Annotated in this window: 14 protein-coding genes; 9 read left to right on the plus strand and 5 right to left on the minus strand. The window is 43.1% G+C overall.

Annotated elements, in window-relative coordinates; translation table 11 throughout:
• Positions 1-146: 146 nt before the first annotated feature.
• Positions 147-1,640: a proline--tRNA ligase gene (gene proS, locus BWI44_RS14840; protein ID WP_007662924.1), complete on the plus strand. Its 1,494-nt coding sequence runs from the start codon at positions 147-149 to the stop codon at positions 1,638-1,640.
• A gap of 66 nt (positions 1,641-1,706) precedes the next feature.
• On the opposite strand, the gene BWI44_RS14845 is transcribed toward proS, so the two are convergent.
• Both BWI44_RS14845 and BWI44_RS14850 read right to left on the minus strand, forming a co-directional pair.
• On the minus strand, positions 1,707-2,477 hold the full coding sequence (locus BWI44_RS14845; protein WP_007662923.1) for a hypothetical protein: 771 nt from the start codon (positions 2,475-2,477) through the stop codon (positions 1,707-1,709).
• Positions 2,452-3,258: a metallophosphoesterase family protein gene (locus BWI44_RS14850; RefSeq protein WP_007662922.1), complete on the minus strand. Its 807-nt coding sequence runs from the start codon at positions 3,256-3,258 to the stop codon at positions 2,452-2,454. Before BWI44_RS14850 ends, BWI44_RS14845 begins: the two co-directional genes overlap by 26 nt.
• 333 nt (positions 3,259-3,591) lie before the next feature.
• On the opposite strand from BWI44_RS14850, the gene BWI44_RS14855 reads away from it, so the two are divergent.
• Genes BWI44_RS14855 through BWI44_RS14870 form a run of 4 tightly spaced genes read left to right on the plus strand, consistent with a single transcriptional unit; the run spans position 3,592 to position 11,268 of the window.
• Positions 3,592-4,275 carry an ABC transporter ATP-binding protein gene (locus BWI44_RS14855; protein ID WP_007662920.1) on the plus strand — a complete coding sequence of 228 codons (684 nt, stop codon included), beginning with the start codon at positions 3,592-3,594 and terminating at the stop codon, positions 4,273-4,275.
• 25 nt (positions 4,276-4,300) lie between these two features.
• A complete protein-coding gene (locus BWI44_RS14860; RefSeq protein ID WP_286814846.1) occupies positions 4,301-6,610 on the plus strand; it encodes an ABC transporter permease in 2,310 nt (769 codons plus the stop codon).
• A gap of 4 nt (positions 6,611-6,614) precedes the next feature.
• Positions 6,615-8,939, plus strand: a complete 2,325-nt coding sequence (locus tag BWI44_RS14865) for an FtsX-like permease family protein (protein WP_117707429.1) — start codon at positions 6,615-6,617, stop codon at positions 8,937-8,939.
• A gap of 28 nt (positions 8,940-8,967) precedes the next feature.
• A complete protein-coding gene (locus BWI44_RS14870) occupies positions 8,968-11,268 on the plus strand; it encodes an ABC transporter permease (RefSeq protein ID WP_286814851.1) in 2,301 nt (766 codons plus the stop codon).
• Here BWI44_RS14870 and BWI44_RS14875 read toward each other — a convergent pair.
• Positions 11,255-12,616 (minus strand): MATE family efflux transporter, encoded by a 1,362-nt coding sequence (locus tag BWI44_RS14875; RefSeq protein WP_286814970.1) that lies wholly within the window; start codon positions 12,614-12,616, stop codon positions 11,255-11,257. The genes BWI44_RS14870 and BWI44_RS14875 overlap by 14 nt on opposite strands.
• 174 nt (positions 12,617-12,790) lie before the next feature.
• On the opposite strand from BWI44_RS14875, the gene BWI44_RS14880 reads away from it, so the two are divergent.
• The 3 genes from BWI44_RS14880 (at position 12,791) to BWI44_RS14890 (ending at position 15,414) form a co-directional block, all read left to right on the plus strand.
• A complete protein-coding gene (locus tag BWI44_RS14880) occupies positions 12,791-13,438 on the plus strand; it encodes an HAD family hydrolase (protein WP_044533719.1) in 648 nt (215 codons plus the stop codon).
• Between the two features lie 130 nt (positions 13,439-13,568).
• Complete coding sequence (panB, locus tag BWI44_RS14885; RefSeq protein WP_117707425.1) at positions 13,569-14,390, plus strand: 3-methyl-2-oxobutanoate hydroxymethyltransferase; 822 nt, start codon at positions 13,569-13,571, stop codon at positions 14,388-14,390.
• Positions 14,371-15,414 carry an MFS transporter gene (locus tag BWI44_RS14890; RefSeq protein ID WP_195208984.1) on the plus strand — a complete coding sequence of 348 codons (1,044 nt, stop codon included), beginning with the start codon at positions 14,371-14,373 and terminating at the stop codon, positions 15,412-15,414. The genes panB and BWI44_RS14890 overlap by 20 nt, the downstream gene beginning before the upstream one ends.
• 7 nt (positions 15,415-15,421) lie before the next feature.
• Here BWI44_RS14890 and BWI44_RS14895 read toward each other — a convergent pair whose 3' ends face one another.
• Both BWI44_RS14895 and BWI44_RS14900 read right to left on the minus strand, forming a co-directional pair.
• Positions 15,422-15,781, minus strand: a complete 360-nt coding sequence (locus BWI44_RS14895; protein WP_022391566.1) for a diacylglycerol kinase family protein — start codon at positions 15,779-15,781, stop codon at positions 15,422-15,424.
• Between the two features lie 91 nt (positions 15,782-15,872).
• Positions 15,873-18,095 (minus strand): RelA/SpoT family protein, encoded by a 2,223-nt coding sequence (locus BWI44_RS14900; protein WP_118307883.1) that lies wholly within the window; start codon positions 18,093-18,095, stop codon positions 15,873-15,875.
• A gap of 104 nt (positions 18,096-18,199) precedes the next feature.
• On the opposite strand from BWI44_RS14900, the gene BWI44_RS14905 reads away from it, so the two are divergent.
• Positions 18,200-19,717: a DUF4301 family protein gene (locus tag BWI44_RS14905; RefSeq protein WP_195208985.1), complete on the plus strand. Its 1,518-nt coding sequence runs from the start codon at positions 18,200-18,202 to the stop codon at positions 19,715-19,717.
• Positions 19,718-19,769 lie beyond the last annotated feature (52 nt).

The following is a 19,769-nucleotide window of genomic DNA, read 5'->3' on the forward strand; positions in this document are numbered from 1 at the left end:
AAAATGAAAGCCGCTATCCCTAAATCATCCGGATAGCGGCTTTTTTAAAATAGTGTGTTTATCAAACGCACTATTCACGCAATTTTTTGTATTTTTGCCGACTGTTTAATAGACACATCCGAAAAAACTTTAAAAAACGAAATAAAATGGCAGTAGAATTAAAAGACCTGACCAAACGCAGCGAGAATTATTCGCAGTGGTATAATGAGTTGGTGGTGAAGGCCGATCTGGCGGAACAATCGGCTGTGCGTGGCTGTATGGTGATCAAACCTTACGGATACGCTATCTGGGAGAAAATGCAGCGTCAGCTGGACGATATGTTTAAGGAAACAGGACACGTGAATGCCTATTTCCCTTTGCTGATTCCGAAGTCTTTCCTCAGCCGTGAAGCGGAACATGTGGAAGGTTTTGCAAAGGAGTGTGCAGTAGTAACACACCATCGTCTGAAAAATGCTCCTGACGGTAGCGGAGTAATTGTAGACCCGGAAGCTAAACTGGAAGAAGAACTGATTATCCGTCCTACTTCTGAAACCATCATCTGGAATACTTATAAGAACTGGATTAATTCTTATCGCGATCTGCCTATTTTGTGTAATCAATGGGCGAACGTGATGCGTTGGGAAATGCGTACCCGCCTCTTCCTGCGTACTGCAGAATTCCTGTGGCAGGAGGGACATACAGCACACGCTACTCGTGAAGAAGCTGAAGAAGAAGCAGTACGTATGCTGAACGTATATGCCGAATTTGCCGAAAAATATATGGCTGTTCCTGTAGTGAAAGGTGTGAAATCTGCCAATGAACGTTTTGCCGGTGCACTGGATACTTACACTATCGAAGCCATGATGCAGGACGGAAAAGCTCTGCAAAGTGGTACGTCTCACTTCCTTGGACAGAATTTTGCCAAGGCATTTGATGTGCAGTTCGTGAACAAGGAAAATAAAATGGAATATGTTTGGGCTACTTCATGGGGGGTATCTACCCGCTTGATGGGAGCACTGATCATGACTCACTCTGATGATAACGGACTTGTACTGCCTCCTCATTTGGCTCCGATACAGGTGGTTATCGTGCCTATCTATAAGAATGCAGAGATGCTGCAGAAGATTGATGAGAAGGTAGCCGGTATCGTTGCTAAACTGAAATCTATGGGTGTTTCGGTGAAATATGATAATGCCGATAACAAACGTCCGGGCTTCAAGTTTGCAGACTATGAATTGAAAGGTGTACCTGTACGTCTTGTGATGGGTGGTCGTGATCTGGAAAACAATACAATGGAAGTAATGCGCCGCGATACGCTGGAAAAAGAAACCCGTTCTTGCGATGGTATCGAGGAATACGTAAAAGATCTGTTGGAAGAAATTCAAGCAAATATTTACCAGAAGGCTCTCAACTATCGTAACTCTCACATCACGAAAGTGGATAGTTACGACGAATTCAAGGAAAAGATTGAAGAAGGTGGCTTTATCCTTGCCCACTGGGATGGTACTACCGAAACTGAGGAGAAGATCAAGGAAGATACAAAGGCTACTATCCGTTGTATTCCTTTTGAAACTTTCTTGGATGATGATAAAGAACCGGGTATCTGTATGGTGACCGGTAAACCGTCGGCTTGCCGAGCTTTGTTTGCTCGTTCTTATTAATAGGATCTCAGTAAGATTATAGGAGAGGGCTGCACTTCCGTATAGGAGGATGCAGCCCTTTTAGGTTTAGAACAACTGTGTTTTTAGGCCGAATGATAAACTGAGGTAATCTTTAGGTTTCAGGTATTTGTTAAGGAATGCACTTACTATATACAAGTCGCATGTACTTATTTCGTAGTAGAAAGTAATGGCTCTTGCTCCCAAGCGCCAGCGTGGAGGTATGTTGTAAGTTAACCGTTGACCCAGGAAAGCGTGTATGCGTACTTTGGACGAAAAGCCATAGTAACCTTTCGGATAACGGTCTGGTTCATGTGTCCAGAATTCGCCTCCAAACACCGTATTAAAATACATGCCACAGGCAAGAGGTTCAACCGCAAAATCTTTTCCCAGTGAGATGCTCCAAGGCATATAGTTCTGCTTTAGGGTCATGGTGATTTTGGTGCGTTTGGAATCATATTTAGGCAGAATACCAAAGAGAATATCCGTTTCCCACTGGTTTCGTTTGCCATAATCCCATCCGGTACCAAGTGACAGCAATCCCATATTACCGGCAAATTGCAGTTTGGTATGAGTCGGTATCAGACTTTCCCAATGTTTCCGGTAACGATGGACACGCTTGTCATAACGACTGGAACGCTTTTTGCTAATATCGGCACTATCTATCTGTGTCGTTTCTTTTTCTATCCATATCGTATCATGTTTCACAATAATAATAGTATCCCTGAACACTTGGGCCGGCTCTGTATTTATTGTTTTCACTTCCTGTGCATAGCCGGTTGACGAATAGACAAGAAGGAAGCATGTCAATGCTTTAATAATAGACCACTTCGCGCTCATATCTGTCAGGAGTTACAGTGAATATATAGTAGCAACGGTTTTTCATGCAATCACTCATGTAGTACATCACGCCGTCATCAAAAAGATCCTCTTCGAATACATGATGTTCGTGAGCTGCCGTACAGAATAATAAATCGGGAAACCTCTTAATGCTATATTGGAAAACCTGAGCTACATTATTATTGAACTCGAAGCAGAATGGACGTATATGCATGGAGAAGATGGTACGGTCGTACTCCTCGCGGCGATCTTCCAACTGAGCATTGATGAAGTCAAAGTCAGGAATAGGACGGGAGTAATCGAACTCGAGAGCATTGGTATTCAGACAAACGAATTTGATGCGGCCGGCAATAAATGAGAAATTGGGATCACCGAAAATGGCGCGATAAGTTTCTTCACCTGTGCCGAGACAGTCATGATTACCAATGAGACCAACATAAGGAACTTTCAGCTTATTCATGATATCACGTTGCCACAGGAACTCGTCTGTGACACCAAAATCACTGAAATCTCCGCCATGGATGACGAAATCAATGTCATCTCGTTTATTGAGGTGATTGACAAAATCCTGGGTTTCATCATACCAACGTTGTGAATCACCCATGGTAACAAAACGGATTGTCGTCTTGTCTTTACAATTGGCTTCTATTTTTGCTATATTGCGGTTGTTGATATCCGTCGGACCACTGATACGCACATCATAAGGATGGTAGTCTATCATGTCGCAACCGCCCATAAACAGACCTATGAGCGGGATGAATAAGAGTTTAGATAGTTTCATGTGAATGATATTAATAGTATATATAATCTCTATATTGAAAACTGGATGCAAAGATAGAGTTTTCTTTTTGATTAATGATTGTCTTATATTCCTTTTTTCTGTCCTTTCATGCTATACCGATTATCCGGTGGTTGTCTATTTTTTAGACGGAGTTGTCTAATTATTAGACACTTGATGGCTGGGCTTGGAAAGCTAATTCCTTGATAATAAACGGATTTTAAGTTTTGGCACGCTTTCTGCATTTATATAGTTAAAGTATTGCGTGTATTAATCTTAATATGCTAAAGAGTAGATTAAGAGAAATAACTAATAACTCATAATTTAAAGAACATCATGATTGAAATTAATGACATCAGCAAAGTATTCCGTACATCGGAAGTGGAAACAGTAGCATTGAACCACGTGAACCTTGAAGTGAAAGAGGGGGAGTTTGCAGCTATTATGGGACCGTCAGGTTGCGGAAAATCAACCCTGTTGAATATTCTGGGATTACTGGATAATCCGACGGAAGGTTCATATAAACTTCTGGGACAGGAAGTAGGGAATCTGAAAGAAAAAGAGCGTACACGCGTTCGTAAAGGTAAACTGGGTTTTGTATTCCAAAGCTTCAATCTGATAGACGAACTGAATGTGTATGAAAATGTGGAATTGCCTTTGACTTACCTGGGCATCAGAGCTTCCGAACGTCGCCGGATGGTGGAAGATATACTGAAACGAATGAATATCAGTCATCGTGCCAAACACTTCCCGCAACAACTTTCCGGTGGTCAGCAGCAACGTGTAGCCATTGCTCGTGCTGTGGTTACTAATCCTAAGTTGATACTTGCCGATGAGCCGACCGGTAATCTGGATTCTAAGAATGGTACAGAAGTGATGAATCTGCTGACAGAGTTGAACCGGGAAGGAACTACTATTATCATGGTGACACACTCTCAGCACGATGCTTCTTTCGCCCATCGTACGATTCATTTGTTCGATGGCAGTATAGTGGCAAGTGTTGCAGCACAGGAAATGTAAGTTACGATTATTACAATAGTAAAGTATGAAACAAATCTATTATGTCATAAGGACTTTATTACGTGGACGCGGTTCGAATATTATCAAAGTCATTTCCCTTGGATTGGGATTGACGATGAGTATTTTGCTGTTTTCTCGTGTGGCTTTTGAACAAAGTTACGACACCTTCTACAAAGACTATGACAATTTATATCAGATATACTCTATTTTTTCAGCTGATGGTGAACAGTTTGAGCCTCAAAAGCAAAACTGTGGCCCCGTGGCAGGTGCCATATTGGAAAACTTCCCGAAAGAAGTGGAAGCAGCCACCAGTATCGCCTATTTTCTCGGTGGTCCGTTGTATAATGGCAGTGTTCGTTTCGATGACGAGATACTGTTGGCAGACTCACTTTTTTTCCGAACTATGGGTATTGAGGTACTGAGCGGAAATCCGGAGGATGAACTGGTACAACCGGATGTTATTTTTCTGAGCGACCGCTTGGCACAGAAAATCTTCGGCGGCGAAAATCCTATTGGAAAAGTGCTGAGCTACAATAAAGAAATAGCATTTACAGTGAAGGGGACTTATGCCACTTTACCGGAAAACACTACGATGCGTCCCGAGGGAGTTGTATCTATGCCCACAGCCTGGAGTCGCAGTTGGGGTAACTATTCCTGGCGTGGGGGAGACAGTTACTACGAATATATCCGTTTCCGTCCGGGAGCTGACAAAGAGATTATCAATGCCCGACTGGATGACATGATACAGAAATATCGACCGGAAGAGGATAAGAAAGCTTATGGCTATACAGCTTTTGTGAAACCTATCCGTGATGTATATCGAAACGAAGACCAAGTGAAACGGATGGATAGCATTATGAGTATCCTAGCTCTTGCAATTCTTTTTGTTGCAGCACTAAACTATGTATTGATATCCATCTCCTCGCTTACTTACCGCGCGAAAGCGGTGGGAGTACATAAGTGTAGTGGTGCAAGTGGAGGTACTGTATTCTCAATGTTTCTTCTGGAGACAGGTATTATCATTGTACTGGCTCTGGTGTTAATGGGACTGATATTGCTTAACTTTCAGGAGTTTATAGAAGATACTACCGCAGCCAAGCTGAGTGTACTTTTTGCACCCGATCGTATTTGGGTACCGCTTGCTGTAGTGTTGGTTCTTTTTGTTGTGGGGGGAGTATTGCCAGGTAGATTATTTGCGCGGATACCGGTGTCGCAGGTTTTTCGTCGCTATACGGAAGGTAAGAAAGGGTGGAAACGTCCATTACTTTTTATCCAGTTCGCAGGTGTGGCCTTTATCTGTGGACTGATGTATGTAGTGATGGCGCAGTACAATTATGTGAAAGATAAAGATATGGGATATAATCCGCAGCGTGTAGCGGTGGGGAATGCTTATTTGGGTAGTGAGGAGGAGAGTGGACCGGCATTGCAGTTTTTCCGTGGTCTGCCTTATGTCGAAGAAGTTTCTTCTGCGGTCAGTACCCCTATCTGGAGCTATAGTGGCTCAATGATTGAAGGCGAAAGTGGACAGTCCCTCTTCTCAACACGCTACAGTTTTGCTCTTGAAGATTACTTTAAAATGATGGGTATGACAATGAAGGAAGGTCGTGCTCCGCGTGCAGCAGATGAAATAGTAGTGAATGAGGCTTTTGCGGAGAGGATGCGTTGGGGAGACAAGGCTTTGAACTACCCGTTACGTACAGAAGGCAAGAATTTTAAAGTCGTAGGTATATTGAAAAATTTTCATATAGGTTCCTATTACCAGCCACAGGATGTCATAATGTTCGGATATACCCGTACTTTCGGTAATACTGTCCATGTGCGTCTCAAAGAACCTTTTGCTGAGAATTTGCGGCGTCTGAACAAAGACGTAAGCGAAGCTTATCCGGACAAAACGATTGATTTTGCCGGATTGGAACAACGAATATTGGAACGGTATAATCCGGTTCGTGTCTTTAGCAATGCTACCATATTGGCGGCGGTAACCATGTTCTTTGTCATGCTGATGGGCCTGATAGGTTATACTACAGATGAAGTGCGTCGTCGTTCCAAAGAAATTGCCATTCGTAAAGTGAATGGGGCGGAATCTTCGGGGATATTGGAGTTACTTTCAAAGGATGTCCTTTATGTAGCGGGACCGGCTGTCATTATCGGTATTATTGCCTCGGCGTACGTCAATGAGATGTGGATGGATCAGTTTGCTGCACAGGTGCCGCTTTCGTGGCTGGTATATGTGCTGATAGCATTGGTTATCCTGTTACTTATTGTTGCTTGCGTCATCTGGAAGTCATGGCGGATAGCGAATGAAAATCCGGTGAATAGTATTAAAAGCGAATAAACGTATGAAGCAGATATACTATGTAATTCAAACACTGCTCCGTGGGCGCGGCAGCAATATCATCAAAGTTCTCTCTCTGGGCTTGGCACTGACGATGAGCATTCTGCTTTTTGTTCGTGTTGTTTTCGAGCAAAGTTATGATACTTGCTACCGTGATCCGGACCGCATCTATCAGCTCTTCTCTATCTTCACTATCAACGGTGAACAGGGGGAACCGGGTGAATTGAACCTGCCTCCTGTGGCAGGTGCCGTCTTGGAGAACTTTCCCCAAGAAGTGGAAGCGGCTGTCAGTGTTTGCAAATACATGGCTTTTGGACCGCTTTATAATGGTAGTGTACGTTTTAAGGATTACGCTGTAATGGCAGACTCACTCTTTTTCCAGACATTGGGCATCGAAGTCCTTAGAGGTGATCCGTTGCATGAACTTCAACAGAAGGATGTGGTCTTTCTGAGTGATCGTCTGGCACAGAAAATGTTTGGTGATGAAGACCCCGTGGGTAAAGTGATAAACTATGATAAACAACTGCAGCTCACTGTAAAGGGTATTTATGCTGCTTTGCCAGAGAACTCCACCATGAACCCTGAAGCTGTCATTTCTATTGTCAGTGCATGGAGTCGTGACTGGGCGGAATATTCATGGGAAGGAGGTGATTCTTTCTTTCAATATATCCGCTTTCGTCCGGGTGTGAAGGTAGATGTTGAGAAGTTCAATGCACGCTTGGAGACTGTGATTCATAATTATCTTCCTCAGGATGGGAAAGATAATTCGAGTTATACCTCTATTGTGAAGCCTTTGCGTGATGTATATCGCAGTGGTGACATGGTAAAGCGTATGAATGCCATTACACTTATCCTCGGTCTGGCCATCCTCTTCATTGCAGCAATGAATTATGTACTTATTTCTATTTCTTCACTCTCGTATCGTGCTAAGGCGGTGGGAGTACATAAGTGTAATGGTGCATCAGGCGGTACCGTATTTTCAATGTTCCTGCTGGAGACAGGTATTGTTATCTTATTGTCATTGATACTGATGGTATTGCTGTTGCTGAATTTCCGTGAGATGATAGAGGAGACGATGGAAGTTCGGTTGACATCCCTGTTTGTGTTTGGACGTATCTGGGTACCATTGGTGGTAGTGCTAGGTTTGTTTATTGTGGGCGGTGTGCTACCGGGACGAATGTTTTCGCGAATACCGGTGTCACAGGTTTTTCGTCACTACACGGAAGGGAAGAAAGGGTGGAAGCGTCCGTTGCTTTTTATTCAGTTTTTGGGTGTGGCTTTTATCTGTGGACTGATGTGTGTCATCATGGCCCAGTATCACTATGTGTTGAATAAAAACACTGGATATGATGCCCGGAGTATAGCTACGTCCGATATCTATTTTGATAGTGACTCCGAACGCGATGCTGCCCGTCAGTTCTTTTGCGGACTCCCTTATGTGGAGGATGTGGAATCTGCCAGTTATCCACCCTGTATCGGCATGAGTGGTATGAGGATAATGGATGAAAGCGGGCAGTCACTTTTCTCATCACGCTACTGTGTAGAGACAGAAAACTACCCTAAAATGATGGGTATGGTGATAAAGGAAGGTCGTATGGCACGGGAACGCAATGAGGCTGTGGTGAATGAAACATTTGCCAAGACTATGCGCTGGGGAGATGATATCGTGGGACGTATAGTGCATCAAGGAAATACAAGTCTGGGAGATCTGCGTGTTGTGGGAGTGCTCAAAGATTTTCATACAGCATCATTTTATGTGCCGCAGCAGCCACTTATTGTACGATGCGGACGGTTTGGTGCTTGTATCCATGTACGCCTGAAAGAGCCTTTTGCGGAGAACCTGAGGCGGCTGAATAGTGAGGCATCCGCTGCTTTCCCTACGAAAACAGTAGATTTCTGCTCTCTGGAACAGGATATGGCGGAGAATTATAATATCGTCCGTGTCTTTCGTAATGCTACTGTACTGGCAGCGGTAGTCATGTTTTTTGTCATGCTGATGGGCTTGATCGGTTATACTACCGACGAGGTACGCCGTCGTTCCAAAGAAATTGCTATCCGCAAGGTGAACGGTGCAGAGTCGTCTACCATCTTAGAAATGTTGTCGCGTGATGTACTTTGGGTAGCGGTGCCGGCAGTCATCATGGGTACTGTGGGGGCGTGGTATGTAAATGGAATATGGATGGATCTCTTTGCAATACAAGTACCGCTGGGAGGATCAGTGTATGTATTGGTAGCTATTGCTAATTTAATGATCATTACGGCATGTGTTGTATGGAAAGCATGGAGCATTGCAAATGAAAATCCGGTGAAGAGTATTAAGAGCGAATAAATTATTATAATAGATAAAAGTTATCATTATGAGACACCTTTATTATACCCTGCAAACTTTGCTTCGCGGACGCGGATCAAATATCATTAAAGTTATTTCTTTGTCATTAGGGCTACTGATGTCTGTTTTCCTTTTTGCACGTATTGTTTTCGAGTTGAGTTTTGATAATTTCTATCATGAACCGGAGAATCTTTACATTGTCAAGACCGGTTGGATGAATAAGGGAGTGTTGAGTGGTGGAGAGGGGTATAATACCATCCAAACCATTCCTGCTGCCATTGCAGAGGAGTTTCCTGATGAGGTACAGAGTGCTACTACCAGCTGTTCTCTTTTTGGTAAGGAGTATCGCTTGGGAGAACATAAGTTCATGTTACCTACAGTGATGGCAGATACTCTTTACTTTGCCACCCTCGGTATCGAAGTATTGGAGGGAAATCCACAGGAATTGGCAAATCCGGATGCAATATTCTTGTCCCATACATCGGCACGCACTATTTTCGGCAGTGAGTCACCATTAGGGAAGACATTGAATTACTCAATTGGTGGTACTACGGTACCTATGCTCGTAAAAGGTGTCTATGCTGATGTGCCACTGAATACAGAATTATATACCCGTCCTGAAGCTATTGTCTCTTTTCCCAGCATCGAACGACATACCCGTTGGTCTTTAGGCTGGAACAGTGGTGGTAATTACGACGGATACGTACGTTTACGAAATCCTGCTGATGCTAATAAATTGAATAAGCATCTCTCAGTTGCTATTGCCCGTCATATTCCGGAAGAGAGCGGGTTGGAACTGAAAGTTACTGTGGATCCTATGCGTAGTCTGCACCTTGCCAAGCCGACGGTACGGAAAATGATCTGGATCATGGCATTGCTCGGCGTAGTGTTACTTTTCACAACAACACTAAATTATGTGTTGATATCAATAGCTTCACTGACGCAACGTGCAAAATCCATTGGTGTACACAAGTGCAGTGGAGCATCCGAACGTAGCATTTTCTCCATGTTTCTGATGGAGACAGCGGTAGTGATTCTACTGGCACTATTATTGATAGGAGTGTTGGTGTATGTTTTCCATGAAAAAATGGAAGAACTGGCATCTATTCCGTTGAGTGTTCTCTTTGCCTGGCAGAACTTGTGGGCACCTTTGTCTGTAGTTGCTCTCTTATTTCTGTTGGGAGGATGTTTGCCTGGTATTTTGTTTTCGCGTATACCGGTGACGCAAGTGTTCCATCGCTATACTTCCGGACGTCGTGGTTGGAAGCGGGTACTATTATTCATACAGTTTGGAGGTGCGGCATTCATACTGGGCATGATGCTGGTGGTATTTATACAATATAATTATGCAACCGGACGTGATCGTGGTTTCCGTCCTGAACGCGTTGCATACGTTTACCACCGATTAGAAAATCCGGATAACTTGCGTAGTGTTCTTTTAGGATTACCCTATGTAGAGTCTGTGGCTTCTGCCAGTGCATCGCTACTGGGATTTTATGCTCCTCACATGGTGACTGATAATCAAGGAAACCGGCTTTTTTCTCCTCGCTTTTCTATATTCGATACGGATTATCTGGACTTTATCGGCTTACGACTTAAAGCAGGTAAAAACTTATCGGGTAGTGGACAATTACTTGTAAACCGCACTTTTGTAGAAAAGATGAAATGGGAGGGTACCGGTATAGGTGAACACGTAAATGATCTGGGTACAGTAGTAGGTATTTTGGATTCGTTCAGTTTTCCTCTTGCACCGGATGATAGCGATCCGGTTATGATAGCTTGGACGGAAGGCATAGAAAGCACTCTACATGTGCGCCTGAAGAAGCCTTTTGACGATAATCTTATCCGGCTGAATGAAGAGATGCAGCATGTGTATCCGCAGAATGAGTTACTGTTTCGTTCAATGGAAAAAGAGATGCGAAGTTATTCGGAATCCGTTCGCATATTCCGTGATGTCACTTTATTGGCATCTGTTACAATCTTGTTTATCATTCTTATGGGGCTCATTGGCTATGTAAATGATGAAATTCGTTTGCGCTCCAAGGAAATAGCTATTCGTAAGGTGAATGGGGCAGAAGTGAGCGGTGTGCTGCGCCTACTGACGCGTGATGTCTTGTGGTTGGTAATTCCGGCTGTAACGATTGGTACAATCGGAGCATTCAAAGCCGGTGAAGTTTGGATCAGTCAGTTTAGAGATGCAATTTCCTTGCCTGTAATGGGGTATATGGGTGTTGCTGTGACTCTGCTTATGTTTATTATCATGTGTGTCATAATTAAGGCATGGCACATTGCTAATGAGAATCCGGTGAAGAGTATTAAGAGTGAGTAACTGTTTCCTGTGTTCGGGTAACCTTTCGTATATACATACACAGTACTGTGAGTGCTGTTAGGAAAGCAAAGAAATCGGCAACGGGCATACTGGTCCAAATTCCATCCAGTCCCATGAAACGGGGAAAGAAGATCAGACCGGGAAGCAGATATAAAAGTTGCCGGGTGAGTGAAAGGAATATACTGATTTTAGCTTTTCCGATACTCTGGAAAAAGTTACCGATCACAATCTGTGCACCCACCAATGGGAACATCAGCACACAAATGCGGACACCGCGGGAAGCAATATCAATCAGTTCCTGATCATTTGTGAAGATAGCGGATACTGCATGTGGGAAAAGTTCGCAAATAAGGAAACCGCTGCTTGTGATACACACACCGGTCAGAATGCTCAGTTTCAGTGTTTGTTTCACACGGTCGTGCTTTTGTGCACCGAAGTTATATCCTACGATGGGCTGCATACCCATAGTCAATCCTAATACAATCATTATATAGAGAGTGAGCAGGCGATTGATGATACCATAAGCTCCGATAGCCATATCCCCCCCGTGACGTTGCAACGAGTTATTAATGATAATCACAATGGCACAGGCACATACATTCATCAGGAAAGGAGACATACCGATTGAAAAGATGCTACTGATGATGCGCTTTTTCAGTTTCCAAAAGTCCGGGCGGAAACGAACGAAACTGTCCTTATTAAGAAAATGCTTCACCACCCATACCATACCGATGAACTGTGAAATAACGGTTGCCGTAGCTGCTCCGCGAATTCCCCAGTCAAAATGGAAAATGAAGACAGGAGCAAGGATGATGTTACAGACCACTGTTACCATGGAAGTCAACATCGCCTTTTTAGGATATCCTGTGGCACGCATAATATTGTTTAGCCCGATCATTGTATAAGTAATTGGGGTTCCTGCCAGGATAATTTGCATGAAATCACGTGCATAAGGTAATGTTTCGGAACTGGCACCGAAGAATCTCAATATATCATCCAGAAACAGAAAAGCAAGTCCGCCGAATACTACTGCATTAATCAGACAAAACATCAGCGTATTTCCCAGTACTTCAGTTGCTCCGTCTAAATCTTTTTGTCCCAGACGGATGGATGAAATGGTAGAACCGCCTGCCGATACCAGCGTACAGAATGCTACCACAAGGTTCATCAAAGGAAATGTAATAGCTAATCCGGCAATACCCATTGCACCTACACCATGACCAATGAAGATACTGTCGATAATGTTGTATAGGGAAGTTATTGTCATGCCGATAATAGCGGGTATGGAATACTGCAACAGCAGTTTTCCGATGCTCTCGGTACCTAATATGTGAGGGTTATTATCCATAACTATTTGTCTAAAGAAAGTGATGAGTCCGCGTTCGTCCGCTCCGGTCCATGTCGTCCGCGTATCTGGTATTCGCAGCAAAGTTACTCATTTATTTGCTCGGTTCAAGGATTATTCTGACCTTTGTATCGTAATAGATAAGGTATTAACATTATAAGGTAAAAGAAAGTTTATATGGCTGAAACTAAAAACATCGCTGTTCTCTTCGATTTCGACGGTGTCGTTGTCGACACAGAGACGCAGTACAGCGTTTTTTGGCATAAAATGGGAGTAGATTACTTAGGTATGGAAGATCTGGAAAGTCGTGTTAAGGGACAGACCCTGATGTATATCTACGATACCTTCTTTCCCGGTATGACAAAAGAGAGAGAGGAAATCACTGTAGGTCTCGACCGCTTCGAACAGGATATGTCATACGATTTTGTTCCCGGGGTGGAGGAATTTATTGCCGATCTTCACCGTAATGGTGTGAAAATGGCTGTAGTTACCAGCTCCAATGATAAGAAAATGGAAGCTGTATACCGTGCTAAACCTGAAATTAAAAGTATGTTCGACCGTATTCTCACAGCAGAAATGTTCACTGCCTCTAAACCTGCACCTGATTGTTTTCTGCTTGGTATGGAAGTATTTGGTACTACTCCGGAAACAACTTATGTTTTCGAGGATTCCTTTAATGGTCTGAAAGCCGGAATGGCTTCCGGTGCTACAGTTATTGCTCTGGCTACCACTAATTCACGAGAAGAAATTACCCCGTTGTGCCACTATGTTCTGGATGATTTCCAGGGATTTACTTACGATAAATTAACAGAATTGCATAAGTAAAGGGAAAAAGGATTACCTTTGCAGCGATAAATAAAAGTATGAACTACAATTTACGATATATGATTTGCAACGTGTATCCTGTACACAGTCAAAATTATACATTGTAAATAATTAAATTGTAAATGAAACTATGGCTGGATATATTTCAGATGACACTCGTAAAGTGACCACTCATCGCCTTGTTGAAATGAAGCAAAGAGGCGAAAAAATTTCTATGTTGACATCCTATGATTACACTATGGCACAGATTGTGGATGGTGCAGGTATGGATGTAATTCTTGTGGGTGATTCTGCCAGTAATGTAATGGCTGGTAATGTGACGACACTTCCGATCACCCTTGATCAGATGATCTATCATGCTAAGTCCGTAGTTCGTGGAGTAAAACGTGCTATGGTTGTAGTGGATATGCCTTTCGGCTCTTATCAGGGCAATGAGATGGAAGGGCTTGCTTCTGCCATCCGCATTATGAAAGAGAGTCATGCAGATGCTTTGAAACTGGAAGGTGGCGAAGAAATAATAGGTACTGTAAAGCGTATTTTGAGCGCAGGTATTCCTATTATGGGGCATCTGGGACTGATGCCGCAATCTATCAATAAGTATGGTACTTACACTGTTCGTGCTAAGGATGATGCCGAAGCTGAGAAACTGGTACGTGATGCCCATCTGCTGGAAGAGGCAGGATGCTTTGCCATTGTGTTAGAGAAAATTCCGGCGGAATTGGCAGAACGTGTAGCAAGTGAACTTACTATTCCTATTATCGGTATTGGTGCCGGTAGTGGAGTAGACGGACAGGTGCTGGTAATTCAGGATATGCTGGGTATGAATAATGGTTTCCGTCCTCGTTTTTTACGTCGTTATGCCGATTTGCATACGATAATGACTGATGCTATAAGCCGTTATATATCTGATGTGAAGAACTTAGATTTCCCGAATGAGAAAGAGCAATATTGATAATCTTTGGTCGCTGGGATTTATGCGAATATGCATGGCTAATTTCCTGTTGTTTGCATCCCTATATATGCTATTTCCGGTACTACCTGCGGTGATGGTGTCACGCTTAGGCATTTCTACTGCACAGATGGGTAGTATGTTTTTGGTGTTTGCGGTGGGTATGTTCCTTGTAGGGCCATTTCACGCATATCTGGGAGATGCATATAAGCGGAAGCACGTGCTTGTCTACTCTACATTTATAATGTTGGCAGCGACGGTGGGTTATCTATTTGCTGATACTTTTACGAAATTGCTGTTACTTGCCGTTGTGCAGGGAGGAACTTTCGGATTAGCAGCCACAGCGGGAATTACAGTTGCTATTGATATTACAAATTCTCCGCGCCGTAGCGCAGGGAATATGACGTATGCTTTGGCGGCTCGTCTGGGTATGCTGGTGGGAGTGGGAGTAGGAGTATGGATGTTCCAGCTCAAAGGCTTCAGTATGGTAGTGTATCTTTCCGCATTGTGCGGTATATTTAGTATACTGTTTGCATTGCGGGTGTATGTTGCTTTCCGTGCCCCTATAGGTATAGGACGTTGTAATATCGACCGTTTTTTACTGTCACGGGCTTGGCTGCCTGCCCTCAATGTAGTGCTGATAGCTTTTGTGTCGGGGATAGTAATACCTATAATAAAGGATGGGGATTACAGTGCGACTTTCTTCCTGCTTGTTTTGGTGATACTTACAATACCTCTTACGAAGATATTCGTCAAGCTTTCGCAGCATTGCCAGCGTGGAACAGCCAATACAACTTGCCATTTGGCTATGGAAACGGGGATTTTAATAGGTATTGCAGTATGTTGCTTCCTGTCAAACAACATAGAACTGTATTCTATGTATGAAGACGGTTCCTGTGTTGGGCAGCCACACTTTTATGCAGATTTTCAATTGATCTATAAAATCATAGGTGTGGGAATCATTGTAGCACTACTGTTTTATTTTCTACTGACACGTCCCTATTATAAGAGAAGACGAGTGAGATAAACCCGTGTCAAAACAAATATGGGATAAAAATAATCCCTCCAATGATTGCCGCCGCAACAGCGCATACCAGCACTGCACCGGCGGCAATATCTTTTACTTGTCCTGCAATGGGATGACGCTCCGGTGATACCAGATCCACCAATCTTTCAATTGCTGTATTGAAAAGTTCCGCAGCTACGACCACACCAATACAAAGGATAATGATCATCCATTCCGTACGTGTAATGTCAAAAAGAAACCCTGCACCTATCACGATTATTGTAGTAATCAGATGGAAACTAAGGTTCTGTTCTTTCCCAATACATTGTCGGATGCCTTTCCAAGCGTATCCAAAGCTTCGGATTTGTTTCTTAAAATCGTATTTCATATTCAATAGTTACATGTTACAAGCTACAAGTTACAAGTAGATTTGTGAAGGCATACTGAAAAGTACTAGTCACTTGTAGCTCGTAGCTTACTCAGTTTCTTGAAACTTGTTTCACTCCTTTTACTGTTCTCAACTTTTTTATAAGTGTTTCCAAACGTCCCGTATCGCCTACCATAATTGTCATAGTGCCGGAGAATAGTCCGTCATGAGAGTCTATACCGATGGAGCGTAGAGAAATATCATTTTCTTTAGATATGATCGAGGTGATGTTAGTTACAATACCAATATCATCATGGCCTACCACACGAAGCGTTATAGGATATTGTGTACCTTGCGATTTACCTGCCCAACGTGCTTTTACAATCCGGTATCCGAATCGTTCGCGTAGTTGAGTGGCATTGGGACAATCGCTACGATGTATCTTAATACCACCGGTCACACTCACAAAGCCAAATACATCATCTCCATAAATCGGGTTACAGCAACGTGCTAACTTGAAGTCCAACCCTTTCAGATTCTGATCGATTACCAGTACATCTTCTTTTGAACGAGTGATTTCATCATTCTGCGTTTGTTGTAGGTTATATCCTTCAGCACTACGGTATATAATGTCGTCATGCGTATCATTTTCCCGTCTCTGTTGTTCCAGATATTTGTCGATAATTTCGTTTACATCCAATGTTTCATCGGCAATGTTTTGATAGAAGTCAGTCACAGTCTTGAAACCGAGGCGTTTAATGAGGCGCATCATGACAGCTTCATCATATTCTATTTTCCGGTTTTTGAATTTCCTTTCAATAGTTTCTTTGGCAAAGGCATGCTGGCGGGCAACCATCTCTTTCAAAGCTTGGCGTATCTTGGTACGTGCTTTGGAGGTAGTCACGATGTTCAGCCAGTCCTGCTTCGGTGTCTGGGTATTCGAGGTCATGATTTCTACCTGATCACCACTGTTCAGTACCTGACGAAGTTGCGCATTCTTGCCATTAACTTTTGCACCGATACACTTGCATCCCAATTTACTATGGATATGAAAAGCAAAATCCAGCACTGTGGCACCTTTACCTAACTTAAACAGATCACCTTTCGGGGTGAACACGAAGACTTCATCCTCATACAAATCCAGTTTGAACTGGTCCATAGCTTCCAATCCATTGCTATCTGAATTTTCCAAAGCCTCACGTACCGTAGTCAGCCATTCATCCAATCCTGTTTCACCTTTCACACCTTTATAACGCCAGTGGGCGGCCAAGCCTCGTTCAGCAATATCATCCATGCGTTCAGTACGTATCTGTACTTCTACCCATTTGCCTTCAGGACCCATCACGGTGATGTGCAATGATTCGTAGCCATTACTTTTGGGTACGGATAACCAGTCGCGCAGACGTTTAGGATTGGGTTGATACATATCTGTTACAATGGAATAGGCTTGCCAGCATTCCTGTTTCTCCTTCTCCACAGGTGAGTCCAGAATGATACGTATGGCAAAAAGGTCATACACTCCTTCGAAAGGGCATTTCTGCTTCTTCATTTTTTGATAGATGGAGTGGATGGACTTTGTACGTCCTTTGATGTGGAAATGTAGTCCGGCCTCTTCCAGCTTTTTCTGCATCGGGGTGATAAAAGCTGCAATATACTTATCGCGGGATGCTTTTGTTTCGTTCAGTTTATCTTTAATATGGTAATAGACCTCTTTTTCCGTATATTTCAGGGAGAGGTCTTCCAGTTCCGATTTCAACTTATACAACCCTAATTTATGAGCGAGGGGAGCATAGAGATATGCAGCCTCATTGGCTACTTGGCGGCGGGCTTCGTCGTTCTTGCTATCTTTAATCTGCCGCATGATATTCACGCGGTCAGCAATCATTATCAGGATTACGCGCATATCTTCCGCAAAAGAGAGTAATAGATTGCGAAAGTTTTCCGATTCGATAGTCGGGCTCTTGGAATAAAGTTCATTTACGCGTATCAGTCCACGGATAATACCGGCAACGTCTTCACCGAAAGCAGCCTGCACCTCTTCCGGAGTACAAGCTCCGTTTCTCACGCTTTCGTGCAACATAATGCCCAGAATCGACGCCCGCTTCATTCCGATTTCTTCGGCAACGATAACTGCGGTCTGCATATCCTTAACTAGTGGATTCAATCCAAAAGTGTCGCGTTGAACCCGGTTATCCTTTATAGAGTTGATAAGATGTGTTTTCAGTTTTCTGCAGTCACCCTTCTGTAATGTTTCACCGGTCAACTGTAATAATTTTCGGTAGAGAGAGAAGAGCAATTTCTTCTCTTCGGTAGTGAAAAATTCATCTCTTTCCATAATCGTCCATTTTTGTGGTGTAAAGGTAGTTTTTTTCTTCTTTTTCTTGATAGGGCTTGCAGTTTTTTTGTATTTTTGGCAATCAATTAATAAAAATAGATAATATGATAACACCGCAAGACAAAGAGTTGCTTACGCAAAAAGGTATCTCAGAAGAACAGATAGCCGAACAATTGGCTTGTTTCGAGAAAGGTTTTCCATATTTGAAGCTGGCTGCTGCCGCTTCTCTGGAAAAAGGAATTCTGGCTCCTGCAGCAGATGAGCAAAAGCTCTATCTCGATGCATGGGACGCTTATACCCGGACAGATAAGGTAGTAGTGAAGTTTGTTCCTGCATCAGGCGCAGCGAGCCGTATGTTCAAGAATTTGTTCGAATTTCTCGGAGCTGATTATGATGCTCCTGAAACTAAATTTGAAAAGACATTCTTTGAACAGATTGAAAAATTTGCTTTCTATGATGATTTGAATGCTGCCTGTGAGAAGATGTCTGGAAAAGATATTCCTGCGTTGGTGTCTGAGGGAAACTATAAAGCCGTAGTTGCTGCACTGCTTGAAGCAGCAGGATTGAATTACGGTGCATTGCCGAAAGGTCTGCTGAAATTCCACAGATATGAAGACGGTAACCGTACACCGCTGGAAGAACATCTTGTAGAGGGTGCGCTCTATGCAGCCAATAAGAATGGTAAAGTAAATGTGCATTTTACTGTTTCTCCCGAACACCGCCGTTTGTTTGAAGCATTGGTGGCAGATAAAGCGGCTGTTTATGCAAAGAAATACGGAGTAGATTATAATGTAACTTTCTCTGAGCAGAAGCCGAGTACGGATACGATTGCCGCCGATATGGATAACCAACCTTTCCGTGATAATGATAAGTTGCTGTTCCGTCCGGGTGGCCATGGTGCATTGATCGAAAATCTGAATGACCTGGATGCAGATGTGATCTTTATTAAGAACATCGATAATGTGGTACCCGATAAGCTGAAAGGTGATACTGTGCTCTACAAAAAGTTGATTGCCGGAGTATTGGTTGCTTTGCAACAAAAGGCATTTGCTTATCTGGAACTTTTGGACAGTGGCAGATATACTCACGAACAGGTGATTGAAATCCTGCAATTCCTGCAAAAGAAACTCTTCTGTAAGAACCCTGAAACCAAGAATCTGGAAGATGCCGAACTTGTACTTTATCTGAAAGAGAAGCTGAACCGTCCGATGCGTGTATGCGGTATGGTGAAGAATGTAGGCGAACCGGGTGGTGGTCCGTTCCTGGCATATAACAGTGACGGAACTATTTCTTTGCAAATTCTTGAAAGCTCCCAAATTGATATGGATGATCCGGAGAAGAAAGAAATGTTTGAGAAAGGAACGCACTTTAATCCTGTAGATCTGGTTTGTGCCGTACGTGATTATAAAGGCCATAAGTTTGACCTTGTAAACTTCGTAGATAAAGCTACCGGTTTTATTTCTTACAAATCGAAGAATGGTAAGGATCTTAAGGCACTGGAACTTCCCGGTTTATGGAACGGTGCAATGAGTGACTGGAATACGGTATTTGTAGAGGTGCCTCTAAGTACATTCAATCCGGTGAAGACGGTGAATGATTTGTTGAGAGAACAACATCAATAAATGATACTTGCGGCTGCGTAGGTCGACGCTTATAGCTGCGTTGCCCCTCACT

It is taken from the genome of Bacteroides sp. Phil13 (genome assembly GCF_001940965.1).
In the GTDB taxonomy this organism is placed as follows: Bacteria; Bacteroidota; Bacteroidia; order Bacteroidales; family Bacteroidaceae; genus Bacteroides; species Bacteroides intestinalis.